13 protein-coding genes, 2 tRNA genes and 1 pseudogene are annotated in these 16,297 nt (G+C 35.2%); 12 read left to right on the top strand and 4 right to left on the bottom strand.

Going from position 1 to position 16,297, the window contains the following annotated elements:
- Positions 1–67: 67 nt before the first annotated feature.
- The 6 genes from JSQ73_RS06180 to JSQ73_RS06155 all read left to right on the top strand — a co-directional run bounded on the left by JSQ73_RS06180 (position 68) and on the right by JSQ73_RS06155 (position 8,792).
- On the top strand, positions 68–3,154 hold the full coding sequence (locus tag JSQ73_RS06180) for a phosphoribosylformylglycinamidine synthase subunit PurL (protein WP_214250215.1): 3,087 nt from the start codon (positions 68–70) through the stop codon (positions 3,152–3,154).
- 371 nt (positions 3,155–3,525) lie between these two features.
- The gene (locus JSQ73_RS06175; RefSeq protein WP_234301737.1) at positions 3,526–3,744 is read left to right on the top strand and encodes a hypothetical protein; all 219 of its coding nucleotides are present in this window, start codon (positions 3,526–3,528) and stop codon (positions 3,742–3,744) included.
- 262 nt (positions 3,745–4,006) lie between these two features.
- A tRNA-Arg gene (locus JSQ73_RS06170) sits at positions 4,007–4,084 on the top strand.
- An 82-nt stretch (positions 4,085–4,166) separates the two neighbouring features.
- A complete protein-coding gene (gene dnaJ / locus JSQ73_RS06165; protein WP_214250213.1) occupies positions 4,167–5,285 on the top strand; it encodes a molecular chaperone DnaJ in 1,119 nt (372 codons plus the stop codon).
- A 169-nt stretch (positions 5,286–5,454) separates the two neighbouring features.
- Positions 5,455–7,089, top strand: a complete 1,635-nt coding sequence (locus tag JSQ73_RS06160; RefSeq protein ID WP_214250212.1) for a ribonuclease J — start codon at positions 5,455–5,457, stop codon at positions 7,087–7,089.
- A 446-nt stretch (positions 7,090–7,535) separates the two neighbouring features.
- Positions 7,536–8,792 carry a Tol-Pal system protein TolB gene (locus JSQ73_RS06155; RefSeq protein ID WP_214250218.1) on the top strand — a complete coding sequence of 419 codons (1,257 nt, stop codon included), beginning with the start codon at positions 7,536–7,538 and terminating at the stop codon, positions 8,790–8,792.
- 38 nt (positions 8,793–8,830) lie between these two features.
- On the opposite strand, the gene gatC is transcribed toward JSQ73_RS06155, so the two are convergent.
- The 3 genes from gatC to tkt all read right to left on the bottom strand — a co-directional run bounded on the left by gatC (position 8,831) and on the right by tkt (position 12,206).
- Positions 8,831–9,184, bottom strand: coding sequence for an Asp-tRNA(Asn)/Glu-tRNA(Gln) amidotransferase subunit GatC (gene gatC, locus JSQ73_RS06150; protein ID WP_007302647.1), 354 nt, complete (start codon positions 9,182–9,184; stop codon positions 8,831–8,833).
- Positions 9,174–10,094: a ribose-phosphate diphosphokinase gene (locus JSQ73_RS06145; protein WP_214250211.1), complete on the bottom strand. Its 921-nt coding sequence runs from the start codon at positions 10,092–10,094 to the stop codon at positions 9,174–9,176. Before JSQ73_RS06145 ends, gatC begins: the two co-directional genes overlap by 11 nt.
- Before the next feature lie 147 nt (positions 10,095–10,241).
- Positions 10,242–12,206 (bottom strand): transketolase, encoded by a 1,965-nt coding sequence (gene tkt / locus JSQ73_RS06140; RefSeq protein WP_214250210.1) that lies wholly within the window; start codon positions 12,204–12,206, stop codon positions 10,242–10,244.
- Positions 12,207–12,319: 113 nt separating this feature from the next.
- On the opposite strand from tkt, the gene rpsD reads away from it, so the two are divergent.
- The 6 genes from rpsD (at position 12,320) to lipA (ending at position 15,065) form a co-directional block, all read left to right on the top strand.
- Positions 12,320–12,934 (top strand): 30S ribosomal protein S4, encoded by a 615-nt coding sequence (gene rpsD / locus JSQ73_RS06135; RefSeq protein ID WP_214250209.1) that lies wholly within the window; start codon positions 12,320–12,322, stop codon positions 12,932–12,934.
- A 5-nt stretch (positions 12,935–12,939) separates the two neighbouring features.
- Positions 12,940–13,026: transfer RNA gene (locus tag JSQ73_RS06130), tRNA-Leu, on the top strand.
- Positions 13,027–13,046: 20 nt separating this feature from the next.
- Positions 13,047–13,241, top strand: a complete 195-nt coding sequence (gene iscX, locus JSQ73_RS06125) for a Fe-S cluster assembly protein IscX (protein WP_214250208.1) — start codon at positions 13,047–13,049, stop codon at positions 13,239–13,241.
- 266 nt (positions 13,242–13,507) lie between these two features.
- Complete coding sequence (locus JSQ73_RS06120) at positions 13,508–13,831, top strand: DUF721 domain-containing protein (RefSeq protein ID WP_214250207.1); 324 nt, start codon at positions 13,508–13,510, stop codon at positions 13,829–13,831.
- Between the two features lie 54 nt (positions 13,832–13,885).
- Positions 13,886–14,200 carry a 50S ribosomal protein L28 gene (rpmB, locus tag JSQ73_RS06115; protein WP_214250206.1) on the top strand — a complete coding sequence of 105 codons (315 nt, stop codon included), beginning with the start codon at positions 13,886–13,888 and terminating at the stop codon, positions 14,198–14,200.
- Positions 14,193–15,065, top strand: coding sequence for a lipoyl synthase (gene lipA, locus JSQ73_RS06110; RefSeq protein ID WP_214250205.1), 873 nt, complete (start codon positions 14,193–14,195; stop codon positions 15,063–15,065). Before rpmB ends, lipA begins: the two co-directional genes overlap by 8 nt.
- A 387-nt stretch (positions 15,066–15,452) precedes the next feature.
- Here the strand turns inward: lipA and JSQ73_RS06105 are convergent.
- Positions 15,453–16,261: pseudogene (locus JSQ73_RS06105) on the bottom strand (hypothetical protein).
- Between the last annotated feature and the right edge of the window lie 36 nt (positions 16,262–16,297).

Genomic DNA, 16,297 nt, shown 5'->3' with positions numbered 1-16,297 from the left:
TATTTAAAATATAAATGTGCTCGCAGTTTCTTATGCTATAATATATTAAAGTCTTTCACAATATTACATGGCAAACATCAGAATAGAAGTTTTTAATAAATGTGAACAAGTTGGCCGCAGAAGGGTAGTTAATGTTTACTTGATTTACATAAGCAAAGAATTACCATCAAAATTACATGAAGAAATTTGTGGGCTATTTTATAATAAAGTCATACAAGACTGCCGTTATTATTCCTACAATGAAAACCTTGAAGAAGTTCAATATAACTTCATAGAATCACAAGCAAAGTGGGGCTTGGAGATAAGCTTTTTACCTGGCATGACCAATAACGTAGGAAACACGGCAAAACAAATTATTAGAGAATATCTAATGAGCAAAGGCCATATTGATGAAAGTGTTTCTATCAAGGCAAGAAGTTCAAAATTGATTCTAAGTCAAGGAGGTTTTCCAACCGAAGATGATATAAAACAGGAATTCAATCCTATTACTGAATATTGCATACTTTTCTATAAAGAAAACGGCAATTGCCATTGGAAGTATTACAGTAAACAAAATACCCCACCTGGTGTCATTACAGCGCGTGACCAGGAAAAAAAAGAATGGATTTCAGTGTCAAGCACTGGGATGACACCAGGTAATAATGGAGCAAAATCTGTCAAACTTAATGTAAATGACCAAGAGCTTGAAAAAATCAGCAGAGATGGAATCGATGGTAATGGCACTTTAGGGCTCTCGCTGGCAGCAATGAAAGCTATAAAGGATTACTTTAAAAAACTCGGTAGAAATCCATATGATATTGAACTTGAGTCTCTGGCACAGACTTGGTCTGAACATTGTAAACACAATATTTTTTGCTCCCCTATTGATGAAATAAAAGACGGTCTATATGCTCATTATATTAAGCGTGCAACGCGTGAGATAAATTCTAACATATGCGTGTCAGTTTTCTCCGACAACGCAGGAGGAATAATTTTTGATGACGATTACTTGATTGTAGATAAAGTTGAAACTCACAATAGTCCTTCAGCTCTCGATCCGTTCGGTGGAGCAATGACTGGAGTGCTTGGAGTTAATCGAGATATAGTCGGTTTTGGCAAAGGTGCAGAACCTATCATGAATACTTATTACTTTTGCTTTGCCAAAGAATCAAAAGGTAAACTTTATAGAGATAAAGAGCGTACTGATAAAATCTTACCACCAAAATATATAATGAAAGAAGTGATTCACGGTGTTAATGTTGCTGGTAATTGCTCCGGTATTCCAACGCAACTTGGATTGGTATACTTTGATGATAGATTCTGTGGAAAGCCATTAGTTTTTGTTGGAAGCATCGGAATTATTCCACGGAATATAAATAATGCACCTTCACACATAAAAGAACCCAAAAACGGTGATAAAATCGTAATTATTGGTGGAAGAGTTGGAAGGGACGGAATTCACGGTGCAACTTTTTCTTCAGAGGCATTGTCGGGAAACAGCCCTTCAACAATTGTGCAAATTGGTGATCCTATAACACAAAAAAAATTATCCAACGCCGTCGTAAAAGCAAGAGATCTTGGTCTTTATAATGCAATAACGGATAATGGAGCAGGCGGTCTATCATCGTCCATTGGTGAAATGGGAAAAGACGGATTTGAAGTTGATTTGAGCAAGGTTCTCCTTAAAAACGATGGTATGGCTCCGTGGGAAATATGGATATCAGAATCACAAGAGAGAATGACCTTAGCAGTGCCAGAAGAAAATCTTCCTGCGTTTAAGCAAATCATGAAAACACATGATGTGGAGGTCTGTGTAATTGGAGAATTCAACAAAAGTGGCAAAGCCGTTGTTAAATGTCCCCCAGGGGCAGTAATAATGGACATCGAAACTGAATTTCTGCATGACGGTAATCCCAAAGTGCATTTACAAACAAAGCCATGGTCTGGAAAATCTACCCCATACGCTGTCATTCCAGAATTCTCTCCTGTCATTCCAGTGCTTGACACTGGAATCCAGCAGGCTTTGTCTGCAAATAAATCTAAAACTTTATGTCAAAATACGTGCGATGGCAGAGTTGAGCTTGAGATAGATTCCAGTGTCAAGCACTGGAATGATACCTTTGCACTAAAAGAAATGCTAAGCAGACCAAACATACGCAGCAAAGAGTTTATAGTGGTGCAATATGACCATGAGGTTCAAGGATCGTCAATACTGAAACCACTGCAAGGCAAGGGAAGAGTGTGCAGTGAAGCTGTTGTCTCGAGGCCAGTCCTTTCTTCAAACAAAGGTATTGTAAAATCGCAGGGATTTGGCTCAAGTTATGGAGAAATTGACACTTATCACATGGCAGCATGTGCAATTGACACTGCAATACGCAACTACGTAGCTGCAGGAGGAAATATAAATCATCTAGCGTTGCTCGACAATTTTTGCTGGTGCGATGCTTATAATCCAGAAAGATTGTGGCAACTAAAGAGAGCTGCAGAGGCTTGTTACAACTTTGCAACTGCATTTAAAACGCCATTTATATCCGGAAAAGACAGTATGTTCAATGATTTCAAGGGATATGACGAAAATGGCGAGAAAGTGATGATATCTGCACCACCTTCATTACTCATTTCAGCAATTGGAGTTATAGACAATATTGAAAATGCGGTATCGCTTGATGTGAAAATGCCAGGGGACTTGATATATGTGCTTGGTACAACCCACGATGAGCTTGGTAAATCTGAATACCAGTTATATAGTGGAATAGATAATAACAACGTGCCAAAAGTTAATGCAAAGAGCGCTAGGAAGTTGTATGAACGTTACAACCAGGCAATAAAAGATGGCATAATTGTCTCTGCAATTGCACCAAACTTAGGCGGCTTAATTATTGCTCTGGCAAAATCGCTAATTGCAGGAGACCTTGGTGCTGAAATTGATCTTTCACTAGTACCAATAGGAAAAACACAAAATACAGACATAATAAACAAGATAATAATGTTTTCTGAATCGCAAAGTAGAATATTAGTAACCATTGCCCCGCAAAATCAGCGGAAGTTTGAAGAATTGTTTAAAGGTATAGTTTTTTCATGTATTGGAAAATTGACAAAGGAGAAAGCTCTCAATATAAAGAATATTATAAGAATAGATTTGAAAGACTTAGGTACTAGTTTAAATAACTTTTGATTACGCTAGACAAATTTTTCATTATGTGTAATGTCTGATTAAAATAAATGCATGTTATTAAATTTGGGTAGGTGATTATGTCCATTTTATCAATACTCTTGCTTATCAGTCTTTCTTTACTTAACACTTCAAATAAATTAATGATATGTGCTACCTTATTTGTGGGAGCTACTTTAGTTGTAAATTCAATGATTGAGTTTCATGGTAGAAGAAAAGCTACTTACAGCTTAATAGTGTGTACAGTGATATGCTGTCTTTTTAAATTGCAAAATTTTAGTTTGGTAATATTGGTTTCATATACTGCAATTCTAGTCTCTCTTCTCTCAAGCATAGTTATTTTAAAAAAATTAAAGTCCAAATTGAATTTTCATATGGCAAATTTCATAACTTTAATTATAGCATCAGTCATTGATAGTACGATTGTTTGTGTTGGACTACTATACAAAATTTCTGCAGGTAAATGCTTATCAAGATATATTAAAGATTTAATTTTCAAGTTTTCCTATGCATCGATATTGAGTATCTGCTTGTTTTTAGGAATGTATTTATTCTCCTTGGCAAGCAAGAAGTATTTTAAGGTTTCTGCATAACCCGTCTTCTGATATAGCCAAAATAGTTTAGATTTAACTATAACCGTCATTCCGCTATTTGTTAGCAGCTTGGCAGTATAATGTGAAAAGCTCTTATTCGGATAGCGGTTCTAAAATCAAAATAATTGAAAACTGTTAACTTAAGTTATCCTTTAAGAGAGCTAGTACAATTTCTTACAGGTTTCATACATGATAAGAGTTTTATTTTTAGCTAAACCAATTGAAATAAGCTATAAAATCTGTTAAAGTCAACTTTGTGAAAGCATCCTTAGCTCAGTTGGATTAGAGCATTTGACTACGGATCAAAAGGTCGGGCGTTCAAGTCGCTCAGGGTGCACCATATTTTATAGGAAATAGAGGTCATACTTGAAATTCATATATGTAATACCTATCTCTAAAGGTAAAATACTGAGCTATTATATATGAACAAAAAAGACTACTATGATCTGCTAGAAGTGAGCAGAAATGCTAGTACTGACGAGATAAAAAAAGCATATAAAAAACTAGCATTAAAATATCATCCTGACAGAAATCCTGGTAATAAGGAAGCAGAGGAAAAATTTAAAGAAGTAACAGCTGCATATGAAGTTCTATCTGACTCTGAAAAAAGAGCAGGTTATGATCGTTATGGTCACGATGGTGCTTCCTGTGGATTTGATTTCAGCCAAGCTGGAGGGGATTTTAGCGATATATTTAACGATTTTTTTGGTGGAGGATTCGGCGGCAGTACAAGTAGGTCAAGAACAAAAAGAAGTACAACAGAAGTATCTGGAGCAGATCTGCGCTACAACCTTGAAATTACCTTAGAAGATGCATTTAAAGGAATACAAGCACCTATACATTATGTGACAAATATAAAATGTAATACATGCCAAGGCACAGGTAGCGAAGGAGCAATCAAACCAGTTCAGTGCAACACATGCCAGGGAAGCGGTAGAATCAGAACTCAACAGGGCTTTTTTACCATTGAAAGAACGTGTACTACATGCTATGGGGAAGGAGAAATAATACAAAATAAATGTAAGAAATGCGTTGGAAGTGGGCGTAAAAGAGATGAAGTAAATATCTCCGTTTCAATTCCAAAAGGCATAGAAGAAGGAGCTAAGGTAAGGGTCAGTGGTAAAGGAGAAGCTGGAGCAAGAGGTGGAAAAAGCGGAGATTTATACGTATGTGTGAAAATAGCTACTCATCAGATCTTCACTCGCAATAGAGCAGATTTACACTGTAAAGTGCCTATAAGAATGACACTAGCAGTGCTTGGTGGTGAAATCGATATTCAATCAATTGATGGAGCTAAAATAAAAGTAAAGGTCCCTGAAGGCACTCAAACTGGTACCAAACTACGTTGTAGGGAAAAGGGTATGCCATATATGAACTCACATGCTCGTGGTGATTTATACGTACAGGTAATAGTTGAGACTTTAAATCCAAAGAATTTAACCCAAAAGCAGATTGAGCTATTAAAAGCGCTTGAGGAAGAGGAACATGAAAGTGTAGAGCAGAAATCTGAAGGATTCTTTGGAAAAGTAAAAAAAAAATGAGAAATTTGCTAAATGATATAAAGAGGTAGCTGTCTACACTTAATTCTTTTTACCAATTTGAAAGCCTTCTCTTTTAGTGAAAAGATTTTTTTAAGTTATGCAAAAGTGATAAATTCCTTTATTTAAGGTCGAAGTTTTGCTATCCTCGCATTTTAATAATTTAAAATTAATGAACATAAACAAAAATGAGTTTTTATTTCTTCCTCTTGGAGGAGTAGGAAGAATTGGGATGAACGTTAGCCTATATCATTATCAAGGCAAGTGGATTATGATCGACCTTGGTATCGGTTTTGCAGATGAAACTATGCCAGGTGTTGAGCTACTCATTGCTGATGTAGATTTTATTGCTCAAAGAAAAAAAGAGTTGCTTGGAATAATAATTACACATGCACATGAAGATCACTGTGGTGCAGTGCCTCATCTGTGGGAAGATTTGCAATGTCCCATATATACAACAAAGTTTACAGTTAATTTTCTCAAGGAGAAACTAAAGGAGTTTCGATTGGAAGGTGTGGTACCTGTGAAAGAGGTAGACATAAATGGCAGCATAAATTTGGGTCCTTTTACCGTTGAGTTTATAAATGTAACTCACTCAATTCCTGAGGCAAATTCAATATTAATTAGCACTGAAGCAGGTAGTGCACTTCATACTGGGGACTGGAAATTTGATCCAAAACCTGTTGTTGGATTAATTTCTAATATAGAGCGTTTAAAAGAAATTGGCGATAAAGGTGATCTACTTGCAGCAATTTGTGATTCAACAAACATACTGAGCAAACACGATCCTGAATCAGAAAGTAAAATTTATGATAATATTTACAATATAATAAAGCGGTCTAAAAAATTGATTGCTGTATCGCTATTTGCCTCAAATTTGGCGCGAATTGAGACTATCGCTAAAGCTGCACAAGCACTAAATAGAAAAGTGGTTTTACTTGGCAGATCTTTATGGAGAATAGTGAAAGTTGCTCAGGATAGTGGTTATTTAACTGATTCTCCTGAGTTTCTAGAAGCAAAGGAGGCAGTAAATTTTCCAAGGGAAAAGCTGGTGCTACTTTGCACAGGTTGTCAAGGTGAGCCACTGGCAGCTACCGCAAGACTTGCCGCCAAGAGTCATCAAGCATTTAAAATGCAGCAAGGTGATACCATGATCTTTTCATCAAAAATCATTCCTGGCAATGAAACTCGTGCACATAACATGCTCAATGCCTTTATTGAGATGGGAGTGGAAGTTATTACTGAAAAAACAGAGAATGTTCATGCTTCCGGACATCCAGTAAAAGCAGAGCTAAGGGAAATGTATTCTTTGATAAAACCTAAGATGTCTATTCCGGTTCATGGTGAGTATATTCATACGGATGCACATGTAAAGTTTGCTAAAGAGTGCGGTGTGAAAAAAGCAATAATGATTGCACCAGGTGATATTGTTAATTTGGAAAATGGGGAAAAAGTTAGCTCCATTGATGTTGACTACTTTGGTATTGATGGTATGTTACTCCGTCATCCAGAATGCAGCGTTATAAAAATGCGTGAGAGAATGAGAGATGCCGGAGCTATCGTAGTGACAGCAGTTGTAAACAAGAAAAATAAACTGCTTGCTAAGCCAAAAGTATTTGCACCTGGTGTTTTCGAAGCGCAAAAAGATGCAGCCATTATGCAAAAGATCATAAAGAAGGTTGAGTTAGCATTTGACTCACAGCCGATAAAAAAAATAAGAAATAAAATTGAGAGCTCAATATTTAGTATCTTAAAAGAATATTTACTAAAAAGACCTATAATTGAAGTCCAGATAGAACAGGTATAGAAATACACCTCTTTTTATTAACCATTATTTGAGTAAGAAGTTAACAATGTATTCTTTGATATTATTTCAGCATGCAATACTGGAATCCATAAAAAAAAATCAATGTCAGATCACACAACTATACAAACATTGTGATTTGAATCTACCAGAAGGGTGCCATCTCAACGCCCAGGCAAACATTGTAGTTTTAGAGGAATCTCCACCAGTAAGGTGTCATCTCAGTGCTCTGACACTGGAATCCAGTTTTTCATGCAACCTTGTCAAAGACGTTTATTTTAGAATAAAACAGCTACTTTTATGCTTGCCACCTCAGTGCACTTACTTGCAGTCAAATTTCTGGATTTCAGTGTCAAGTACTGCAGAAATTGATTTACTCTACTGTCATGCAGTTTAACTTCAAAAGTAAGATATTTGCTGAGATGACAGGAGGTAATGCAAGAAATCTAATGAAGCTATTCGTTCAACTGGTGTTATTTATTTCGTTATTTATTCCTTATTCCACAAAAGCTGTTTTATATGTTGATATAAAAAAAAGCAATATTGGTAATATTGATCTTGTTGTATCTAAATGTGCATGCAAGACAGAAGTGGAAAGTGAGCTAAGTGAAAGCATCACAAAAGTAATTGAAACAAATCTATCTAATTGTGGCTTATTTAATGTGAAACGTAACACGAAAGTTGAGTCTTGGAAAAGCGATACTATAGTCACAGTAAGTTTAAGTGAAGTATCAAACAGAAATTTAGAGCTATCTTTTCGTTTATCTGACAGCTTTACAAACAGAGAATTACTTACTCAGTCGGTTGTTTTTCTAGCAAAAGACTGGAGGAAAATTAGTCATCTTGTTTCAGATGTGATACATGATAGATTGATTGGTGAGAAAGGGCATTTCAATACAAAAATTACATATATCGCTGAAGAAAAAGATAGCAATTACAAATCCGTCCGTAAAATTGCTGTGATGAATCAAGATGGAAGTAATATAAAGTACTTAACAAATGGTGAGAAATTTGTGTCAACACCAAGATTTTCACCAAATGGAAAGGGTATTGTTTATATCTCATACACAAATGGTAAAAGTTATATAATATTAAAAAATTTAAAAGATAACACTGAATCAATAATCAGCGCATTTGAAGGAGTTATTTCTGCACCAAGATTTTCTCCTGATGGTAAATCTCTTTTTATTTCCCACTCATTGAGTGGTGAAACAAATATATTATCTCTAGACTTAAGCAGTAAACGAACAAAAAAAATTACTAAAGGTTCAGCTATAAGTACTTCTCCCTCTTTGTCTCCAGATCAAAAGTACATGGTTTTTAGTTCTGATATAAGTGGAAGTCAGCAACTATATATCATAGATTTCACTAAAAAAAGCAAAAAACCCAAGAGAATTAGTTTTGGAAATGGAAGATATGCTACACCTGTTTGGTCGCCAAAAGGAGATCTGATAGCTTTTACAAAAATTCAGTCAGGAAAATTTTACATAGGAGTTATGAAGCCAGATGGCAAAGAAGAGCGCTTGCTTTCAGAGGGACATAAAATTGAATCTCCGGCATGGCTACCAAATGGCAGAGAAATTATCTTTACTAACACAGAATCACCAAGCAACTCTAAATTATATTTAGTAGATTTAGTAAAGAAAAATCAAAAAATGGTTTTTACTCCAACGAATGCTTCTTTACCAGATTGGTCTTATTTTTGAAAGTAGATCTATAAAATCGGTATAAATCTTGCTTTATCTTAATCGTTTATAACCTTCGGTACTACGAAATACCCATGCTCCGATTTTGTATTGGATAATATTTCTTCTTTAATGTTTTGAGAATTTATAATATCATCGCGTACATGGATATCCTTATCTATAGTTCCATAACGCATAGGAGAAACACCTTCAGTATTAACTTTCAACAAAGTATCATGTATCCAATCCAGCATTGTCAGTTCTTTTGAGTAGTATTGAATCTCATCATCGGATAACTTAATCCTCACAAGCTGTGCAGTTTTAAGCATTTCTTCTTTAGTAATTGTTATTTTTCTCTTATTTGCAAATTCTATTAACGAAGTGATAACATCTTCTGTTGATCTAGCTGGCATTTTTACCTCCTTGCATAAAGCAAATTAAAATATTTGCAATTGAAACAACCTCTATCTTATCATTTTTTTTAAATTTGTGAAATACGGTGTCCGTAATTACTAATTTATCCAGAGAAGAGGAAGAGATTTTCTCAACTGCATTTCCTGAAAGTATTCCATGTGTAATGCACGAAACTACAGACTTTGCTCCTCGGTTTTTTAAAGCAAGAGCTGCATTACATAATGTTCCGCCAGAGTCAACTATATCATCAACAATGACGCAATTTTTGTTTGCAACTTCTCCGATTACATTAATTACCTCAGATGTACCTGCTTTTTCTCTATATTTATCTACTACAACAATATCATTATCTAACTTGTATTTTTCCTCTAAAATCTTTGCAAAAGTACGAGCCCTTCCAATTGCTCCAACATCAGGCGCAACTATTGCCAAATTCTCCTTGTATATAGAGTTAACAAATACTTCAAAACAGCTTATACCAGTAACTGGTATATCAAAAAAACCTTCAATTTGACTTGAATGCAAATCAATAGCAGCAACGCTATTTGCACCTGCAGTTTGAATAAGATTTGCAACTAATTTAGCACTTAAAGCAGATTGCATATTATTGTTTTTAATAACCCTATCCTGCCTACTGTATCCGTAATAAGGAATAATAGCCGTTATTCTCTTGGCTCCTGACCTCTTTGCTGCATCAATTGTAAGCAGAAGCTCCATAAGGTTATCATTTACAGGGGAAGAAATAGATTGTACTAAGTATACTTCTTGATCACGTAGATCATTTGCTACTTCTACATTTACCTCACCATCAGCAAATCTTGACACCTGATTAGGAAATAGCTGAGCATTTAAACCACTTGCTATTAAATCTCCTAATTGTTTACTAGCACTACCTATTATTATCTTCATATATATCAATTAAGTTTTGAAAATTATACAGAAATCATGGAATGATTAAAACTTTATTCTTGCCCTAAAGTAGCTCATAGAAAAGAAAAAATTACTCGAAACATTTCACTAGCTTTCTTATCATAATGATGGTAATGGCTGAGTTCATTAAGTAATTTTATGGGCAGTGGAATGATAAAAAGCGTTTTCACAAACACATTTTACTACATAATCAGCGCTAATATTAAAATGCTTATAAAGAGCTTCATAAGGTGCTGATTCTCCAAAATTTTTCATGCCAATAAATATACTGTTTGAGCCTACATATTTATGCCAACCCACTTCACTTCCAGCTTCAATTGCAACTTTGATGCTGTCATTATTTAATACTACCCCTTTATATTCATCACTTTGCTCGTCAAAAAGCCTCCAACACGGCATAGAAATGACCCTTGTACCTACACCTTTTTCCTGTAATTTTTCTCTTGCCTCAACTGCAATTTCAACTTCAGATCCGGTAGCAAATATCGTCACTTCTAGCTTCCCTGAATATTCGCATAGTATATATGCACCAAATTTTGATAGGTTGGCCAATTGGTCAGTATAAGAGTGGATGTAATTAATATTTTGCCTTGAAAGCGCAAATAGTGCAGGTGACTCTTTTTTTTCAAGTGCAATGCTAATGCACTCCAAAGTTTCAATTGCATCTGCTGGCCTAAAAACATACAGATTTGGTATAGCTCTCAGAGAAGCTAAATGCTCTATTGGCTGGTGAGTTGGACCATCCTCCCCTACTCCAATTGAGTCATGAGTCATTACATATATAACCTGCTGTTTCATCAAAGCTGAAAGACGTATAGCAGGTCGGCAGTAATCGGAAAATACTAAAAAAGTTCCACCATAAGGAATAATTCCACCATGAAGAGCCATACCATTTATACAAGCTGCCATAGCGTGCTCTCTCACTCCATAGTGTACATAAGAGCCACCATAATTATTACTATCTATTACCTGCATGTGCTTATATTTAGTACAATTTGAACCGGTAAGATCAGCAGAGCCACCAATTAATTCTGGCATAGACTTAGTTAATAATTCCATTACTCTGCCGAAAGAAGATCGAGTAGCTTCGTTCGGCACGAGCTCACATATTTGTTTCTTCAGGTTAGCCAAATCATTTTCGATATTGTCTGGCAAACGTTTCTCAAGTCTTCTTTGTAGTTCTTCATTGATCAAGGATGTATAGTTTTGTTTTGCCCTCTTAACTGTTTCCATCCAAGCGTTTTTCACATCTTCTGGTACATAAAATGGTTCATAATTCCAATTCAATTTTTCTCTCATCTGTTTTACATCTTCCTCTGTAAAGGCACCACTATGAGCAGAAGATGTGCCAGCACGGCTCGAAAACTTTCCGATAATAGTTTTGCAACAGATTAGTGTAGGTTTATCAGACTTTTGCGCCTGCTCTATTGCAAGGAATATAGCATCAAAGTCATGCCCATCGATTTTGTCAACATTCCATCCATACGCTGAAAAACGCTTTTCTACATCATCAGAGCAAGAGAGGCTAGTAGAGCCGTCTATAGAGATGTCATTGTCGTCAAAAAGTGCTATCAGCTTATTTAATTTAAGATGCCCAGCAAGGGACGCTGCTTCATGGCTTATACCTTCCATAAGACAACCATCTCCTAGCATTACATAAGTGTAGTGACTGATTTCAAACTGCTTTTCAAGAATCGATTCAGCAAGTGCCATGCCAACAGTAGTGGCAAATCCCTGACCAAGCGGGCCTGTTGTTGCTTCTATACCAGAAGTTAAGCCAAATTCTGGGTGACCTGGAGTTTTTGATGTAAGTTGCCTGAAGTTTTTTAGTTCATCTATACTAATGTAGCCTGTCAGATATAATATAGAGTATTGCAACATTGAACCGTGACCATTTGATAGGACGAAACGATCTCTACTGATCCATTGAGAATCATCAGGGTTATGGTTTAGATATTTAGCAAATAATACAGTGGCAACATCTGCCATGCCAAGTGGCATACCTGGATGTCCAGAATTTGCTTTTTGTACTGCATCAATTGATAAAAAGCGGACAGCATTTGCCATGGATTTTAGTAGTAGATGATTCATGTATTAATAGGAAAACTTAAAAGTGAAGTATACTATATCATAGTGGCAAAAACAAGTTGACACTTAATGTTAAAATCATTAATAATTTATAGTTAGATTGTGAGAATTTTTGTATGACAACTGTTATCAATAGAAAGTATAGAATCAGTCGCAGGCTTGGTGTAAACTTATGGGGTAGAGCAAAAGATTCGGTCAATAAAAGAAAATACCCTCCAGGCCAGCATGGTATTCTTGGATTTAAGAAGTTATCTGACTTTGGTAAGCAGTTTGCTGCACATAAAAAATTTAAGTTCTACTATGCAATTTCAAGCAAACAGCTTAGACGTACATTTTTAGATGCTTACAAAAGAAAAGGTTATACGGCTGATAATTTTATTGGTGCCTTAGAATCAAGGTTAAGTTCTGTTTTATATCACTCTGGTTTTGTGCCAACAATTTACTCGGCAAAACAGCTTATATCTCATAAACATGTTACAGTTAATGATAAGGTGGTTAACATATCAAGTTATAGAGTGAAGCCTGGTGATATAGTAAAAATAAGGGCAAGAGCAGCAAAAATTCCTATATTAATAGAGGCTGAACAAAAACAAGAACGTAAGGCTCCAGATTATTTAGAGGCAGATAGCAAAGCACTTTCAGTGAAGTATTTGAGAGCGCCTCAATATTCCGAAGTCCCATATTCAGAAGACATGGAAGTCAATTTAGTAGTGGAATTTTACTCTAGATAAATAAGGCCCGTGTGGCGGAATAGGTAGACGTAGCGGACTTAAAATCCGTGGGTTTTGCGACCTTGGGAGTTCAAGTCTCCCCATGGGCACCAGTTCAATTTATTAAAAAAGTATGAAATGGCTTGATATAGAAGATATTGCAGAAGCTCTAGAAGAGAAATTTTCAAATGAAGATATAATTAGTATTAGATTCACTGAACTTAAAAGAAAAGTCTTGGATTTAGAAGAGTTTGATGATGATGAAAAGTATTGTAATGAAAAAATATTAGAGGCCATTCAAGCAACTTGGATTGCAGAAAGATCTTAAAAACAGATAGCTATAAGAAAATTACGGCATACAGTAAAAAGATAATCTTCTTGGAAATACTATACTTTACTCGAATTTTACTTAACTTCATAATAATTTAACAAATTAAAATTAAAAATGATTACAAGGTAGGAAACACAAAATTCTGGCAAATGCTAGATATACAAATACTGCTTTTTATGTGTGAGGCCGAGGGTCATGAAAACAATAAGTTAGTTTTTTGTATAAGAAAGTTGTAATATAATTTAATTTTAAGCACTGGAAAGATGTTTAAATATAGCGGGCCAAAGAAATTAAAATCTATAATAGAAAACTATGCATTAAAATGCATGAAAAATAAGATCAGCAAAAATGAAATACGTCTTATTTTAAACTGGAAAAGTATAGTTGGAGAGGAATTAGCAGAATGTACAAAACCACAAAAGATCTCATACGCACAAAACGTAAACTCTGGTGTGCTGTATCTGTTAGTAACAAATGGCAGTAAATCATTAGAAATGCAGCATATGGTTTCTCTTATAATAGAAAAAATTACAGTGTTTTTTGGCTATAAAGCAGTATACGGTATAAAAATCAAGCAAGGGAGTTGACTATTTAACTATATCAGGTTAACCTAGTTACATAGGATAAATTGGTATATTGAAGTGAGTAGAATTTGTGAGTTAACAAATAGAAAAAAGTCTTTTGGTAATAAGGTATCGCATTCAAATCGTAAAACAAAGCGTACCTTTCTCTTAAATTTACATAAAGTTACATTGACGAGTAATATATTAGACAAAAAGTTTAGCTTTCGTATAGCAACAAGAACTTTAAGAACTATAGACTATAAAGGTGATCTTGATGCTTTCTTGCTCAATACAAAAACAATTAAACTAAGTAAAGAAGCACAAAAGATAAAAAGAAGATTAAAGAAAGTTTTAGCAAAACAAGAGGTAGAATTAGCTATTTCAGATGCATAGTAAGCCTATATGGCTCAGAGCAAAAGCTCCAGCTGGTAAAATATTCAATGAAACCTTACACACTGTTAAGCTACATAACTTACATACAGTATGCGAAGAAGCTGCGTGTCCAAATATTGGTGAATGTTGGAATAAACGTCATGCTACTGTGATGATTCTCGGTTCTGTTTGTACTCGTGCTTGTGCGTTTTGCAACGTTGCAACTGGCATTCCTGATAAGCTCGATCCTCATGAACCAGAAAATTTAGCAAAAGCAATAAAAAAGTTAAATTTAAAGCACGTTGTCATTACCTCTGTTGACCGTGACGATTTACCAGATGGTGGTGCAAATCAGTTTATAAGGTGTATAGAAGAAATTAGAAAGATAACTTCGGAAACAACAATAGAAATTCTCACTCCTGATTTTTTAAATAAGAAAGGAGCGTTTGAAGCAATAGCTATTGCATCACCTGATGTTTATAACCACAACATCGAAACAGTACCAAGGCTGTATGCAAAAATAAGACCAAGAGCTCGTTATTTTCATTCACTATATTTGCTAAAGATGGTGAAACAGATTAATCCTAAACTTTTTACGAAGTCAGGGCTTATGGTTGGTCTTGGAGAAACAAAAGAAGAAATCTTTCAGGTTATGGATGATTTACGTAGCGCCGAAGTTGACTTCATTACAATTGGTCAATATTTGCAACCAACTCCAAAGCATGTAAAGGTTGATAGATATGTTACCCCAGAAGAGTTTGAGCATTATAAATATATTGCTTATTCCAAAGGCTTTTTGGTAGTTGCATCAAGCCCATTAACGCGGTCATCGTACCACGCTGAAGAAGATTTTAACAGACTTGCTGCTGCTAAGACTTCAACCTAATTTAACCTACCTGTTCAAGGAAATGTGCAAGCCATTGCTCCCTTTCTTTTCATTCAAGTAGCCTCTTATCCTTCCAGTAGCCCATCGGTGTTATTTCAGTAACACCTGTTATTCGAGTAGCCTAACACTGAAATCAAGAGGACTGACCAGGCAATCAGAACTGGTCACGCGCTGGAATGATACCATCATAAATCGCTAAGCCTTCATACCAGTGCTTTGTCATCTCAGTGTTCTCTTTACTCTTGTCATCCCAGTACTTGATACTGGGATCCAGAACAGGCAATCAGAACTGGTCACGCGCTGGAATGACATCATTGTTTTTTGCATGAAAAGACTGGATGATAGCTACTTTCATGATACCCACTTATTAGTTTCGTCTAATTTATTTTACCACTCTGCTGAACGGATACATTCTAACTGAGAGCAAAGCACACTTACATCATTTAATACCTTCAGTGGCTCCCCTAGACTATGTTCCACTTTTGTCTCAAATTTAAATCCCAAATTTCCAAAAAATTCTTGAAAATACTCAATAGTAATGTCACATAAACTTCTACCACTTGCTTTATGATTTTTCAGCTCTTTCGGAATATTAATAAGCACTTTACCATCTTCATATGTTATACTTCTTCCCTTAGATTTTAACTTAAATTTTATTGAACTGTGAAAATTTGGTGTTTTAATATCATTAACAGGATTAATGCTGCACACCTTTATACAATCCATGCTAAAATTGAGTTTTAGACAATTGGAGTCACGGCAATCCATACTATAAGTTATTATTATGTTAGAATCTAACACAAGCAAGCCAACTGGAGAAAGAGCCTTTAATATATGAAGAAACAGAAAATGATTATACCCTTCTTGATAATAGTTAGTTATCAATTCTTCCATGATAGAGTTACTCGGAACTTCTGCACCGACGTGTTCCGTGAAGATTTGCTTAAGAAACAGACGATAACTCCCTTTTTTGTCCTTTGTAATGAGATTTTCATGTTTTAAATATAAATTTTAATGAAATCATTAGTTATTGCCTTCCCATTAATCACAAGGTCACAAACAAATTCATATTCACTATTGAAGTCCATATCCAAATCCTTATATGTTCTATAATCAGAACTTTCTGTAGACTTCAAATCAGCATATCTCCTCTCCCTCTCCTTATCTTTCAGTGCATTAACTATTTTTTTTGACATATTATTCCCTCTATCACATAGATTAATACTAGTATT

Source organism: Wolbachia endosymbiont of Anopheles demeilloni (assembly GCF_018491735.2).
GTDB lineage: Bacteria > Pseudomonadota > Alphaproteobacteria > Rickettsiales > Anaplasmataceae > Wolbachia.
The sequence above is the reverse complement of the archived record's forward strand: the minus strand, read 5'-3'. Positions and strand labels throughout refer to the sequence as shown.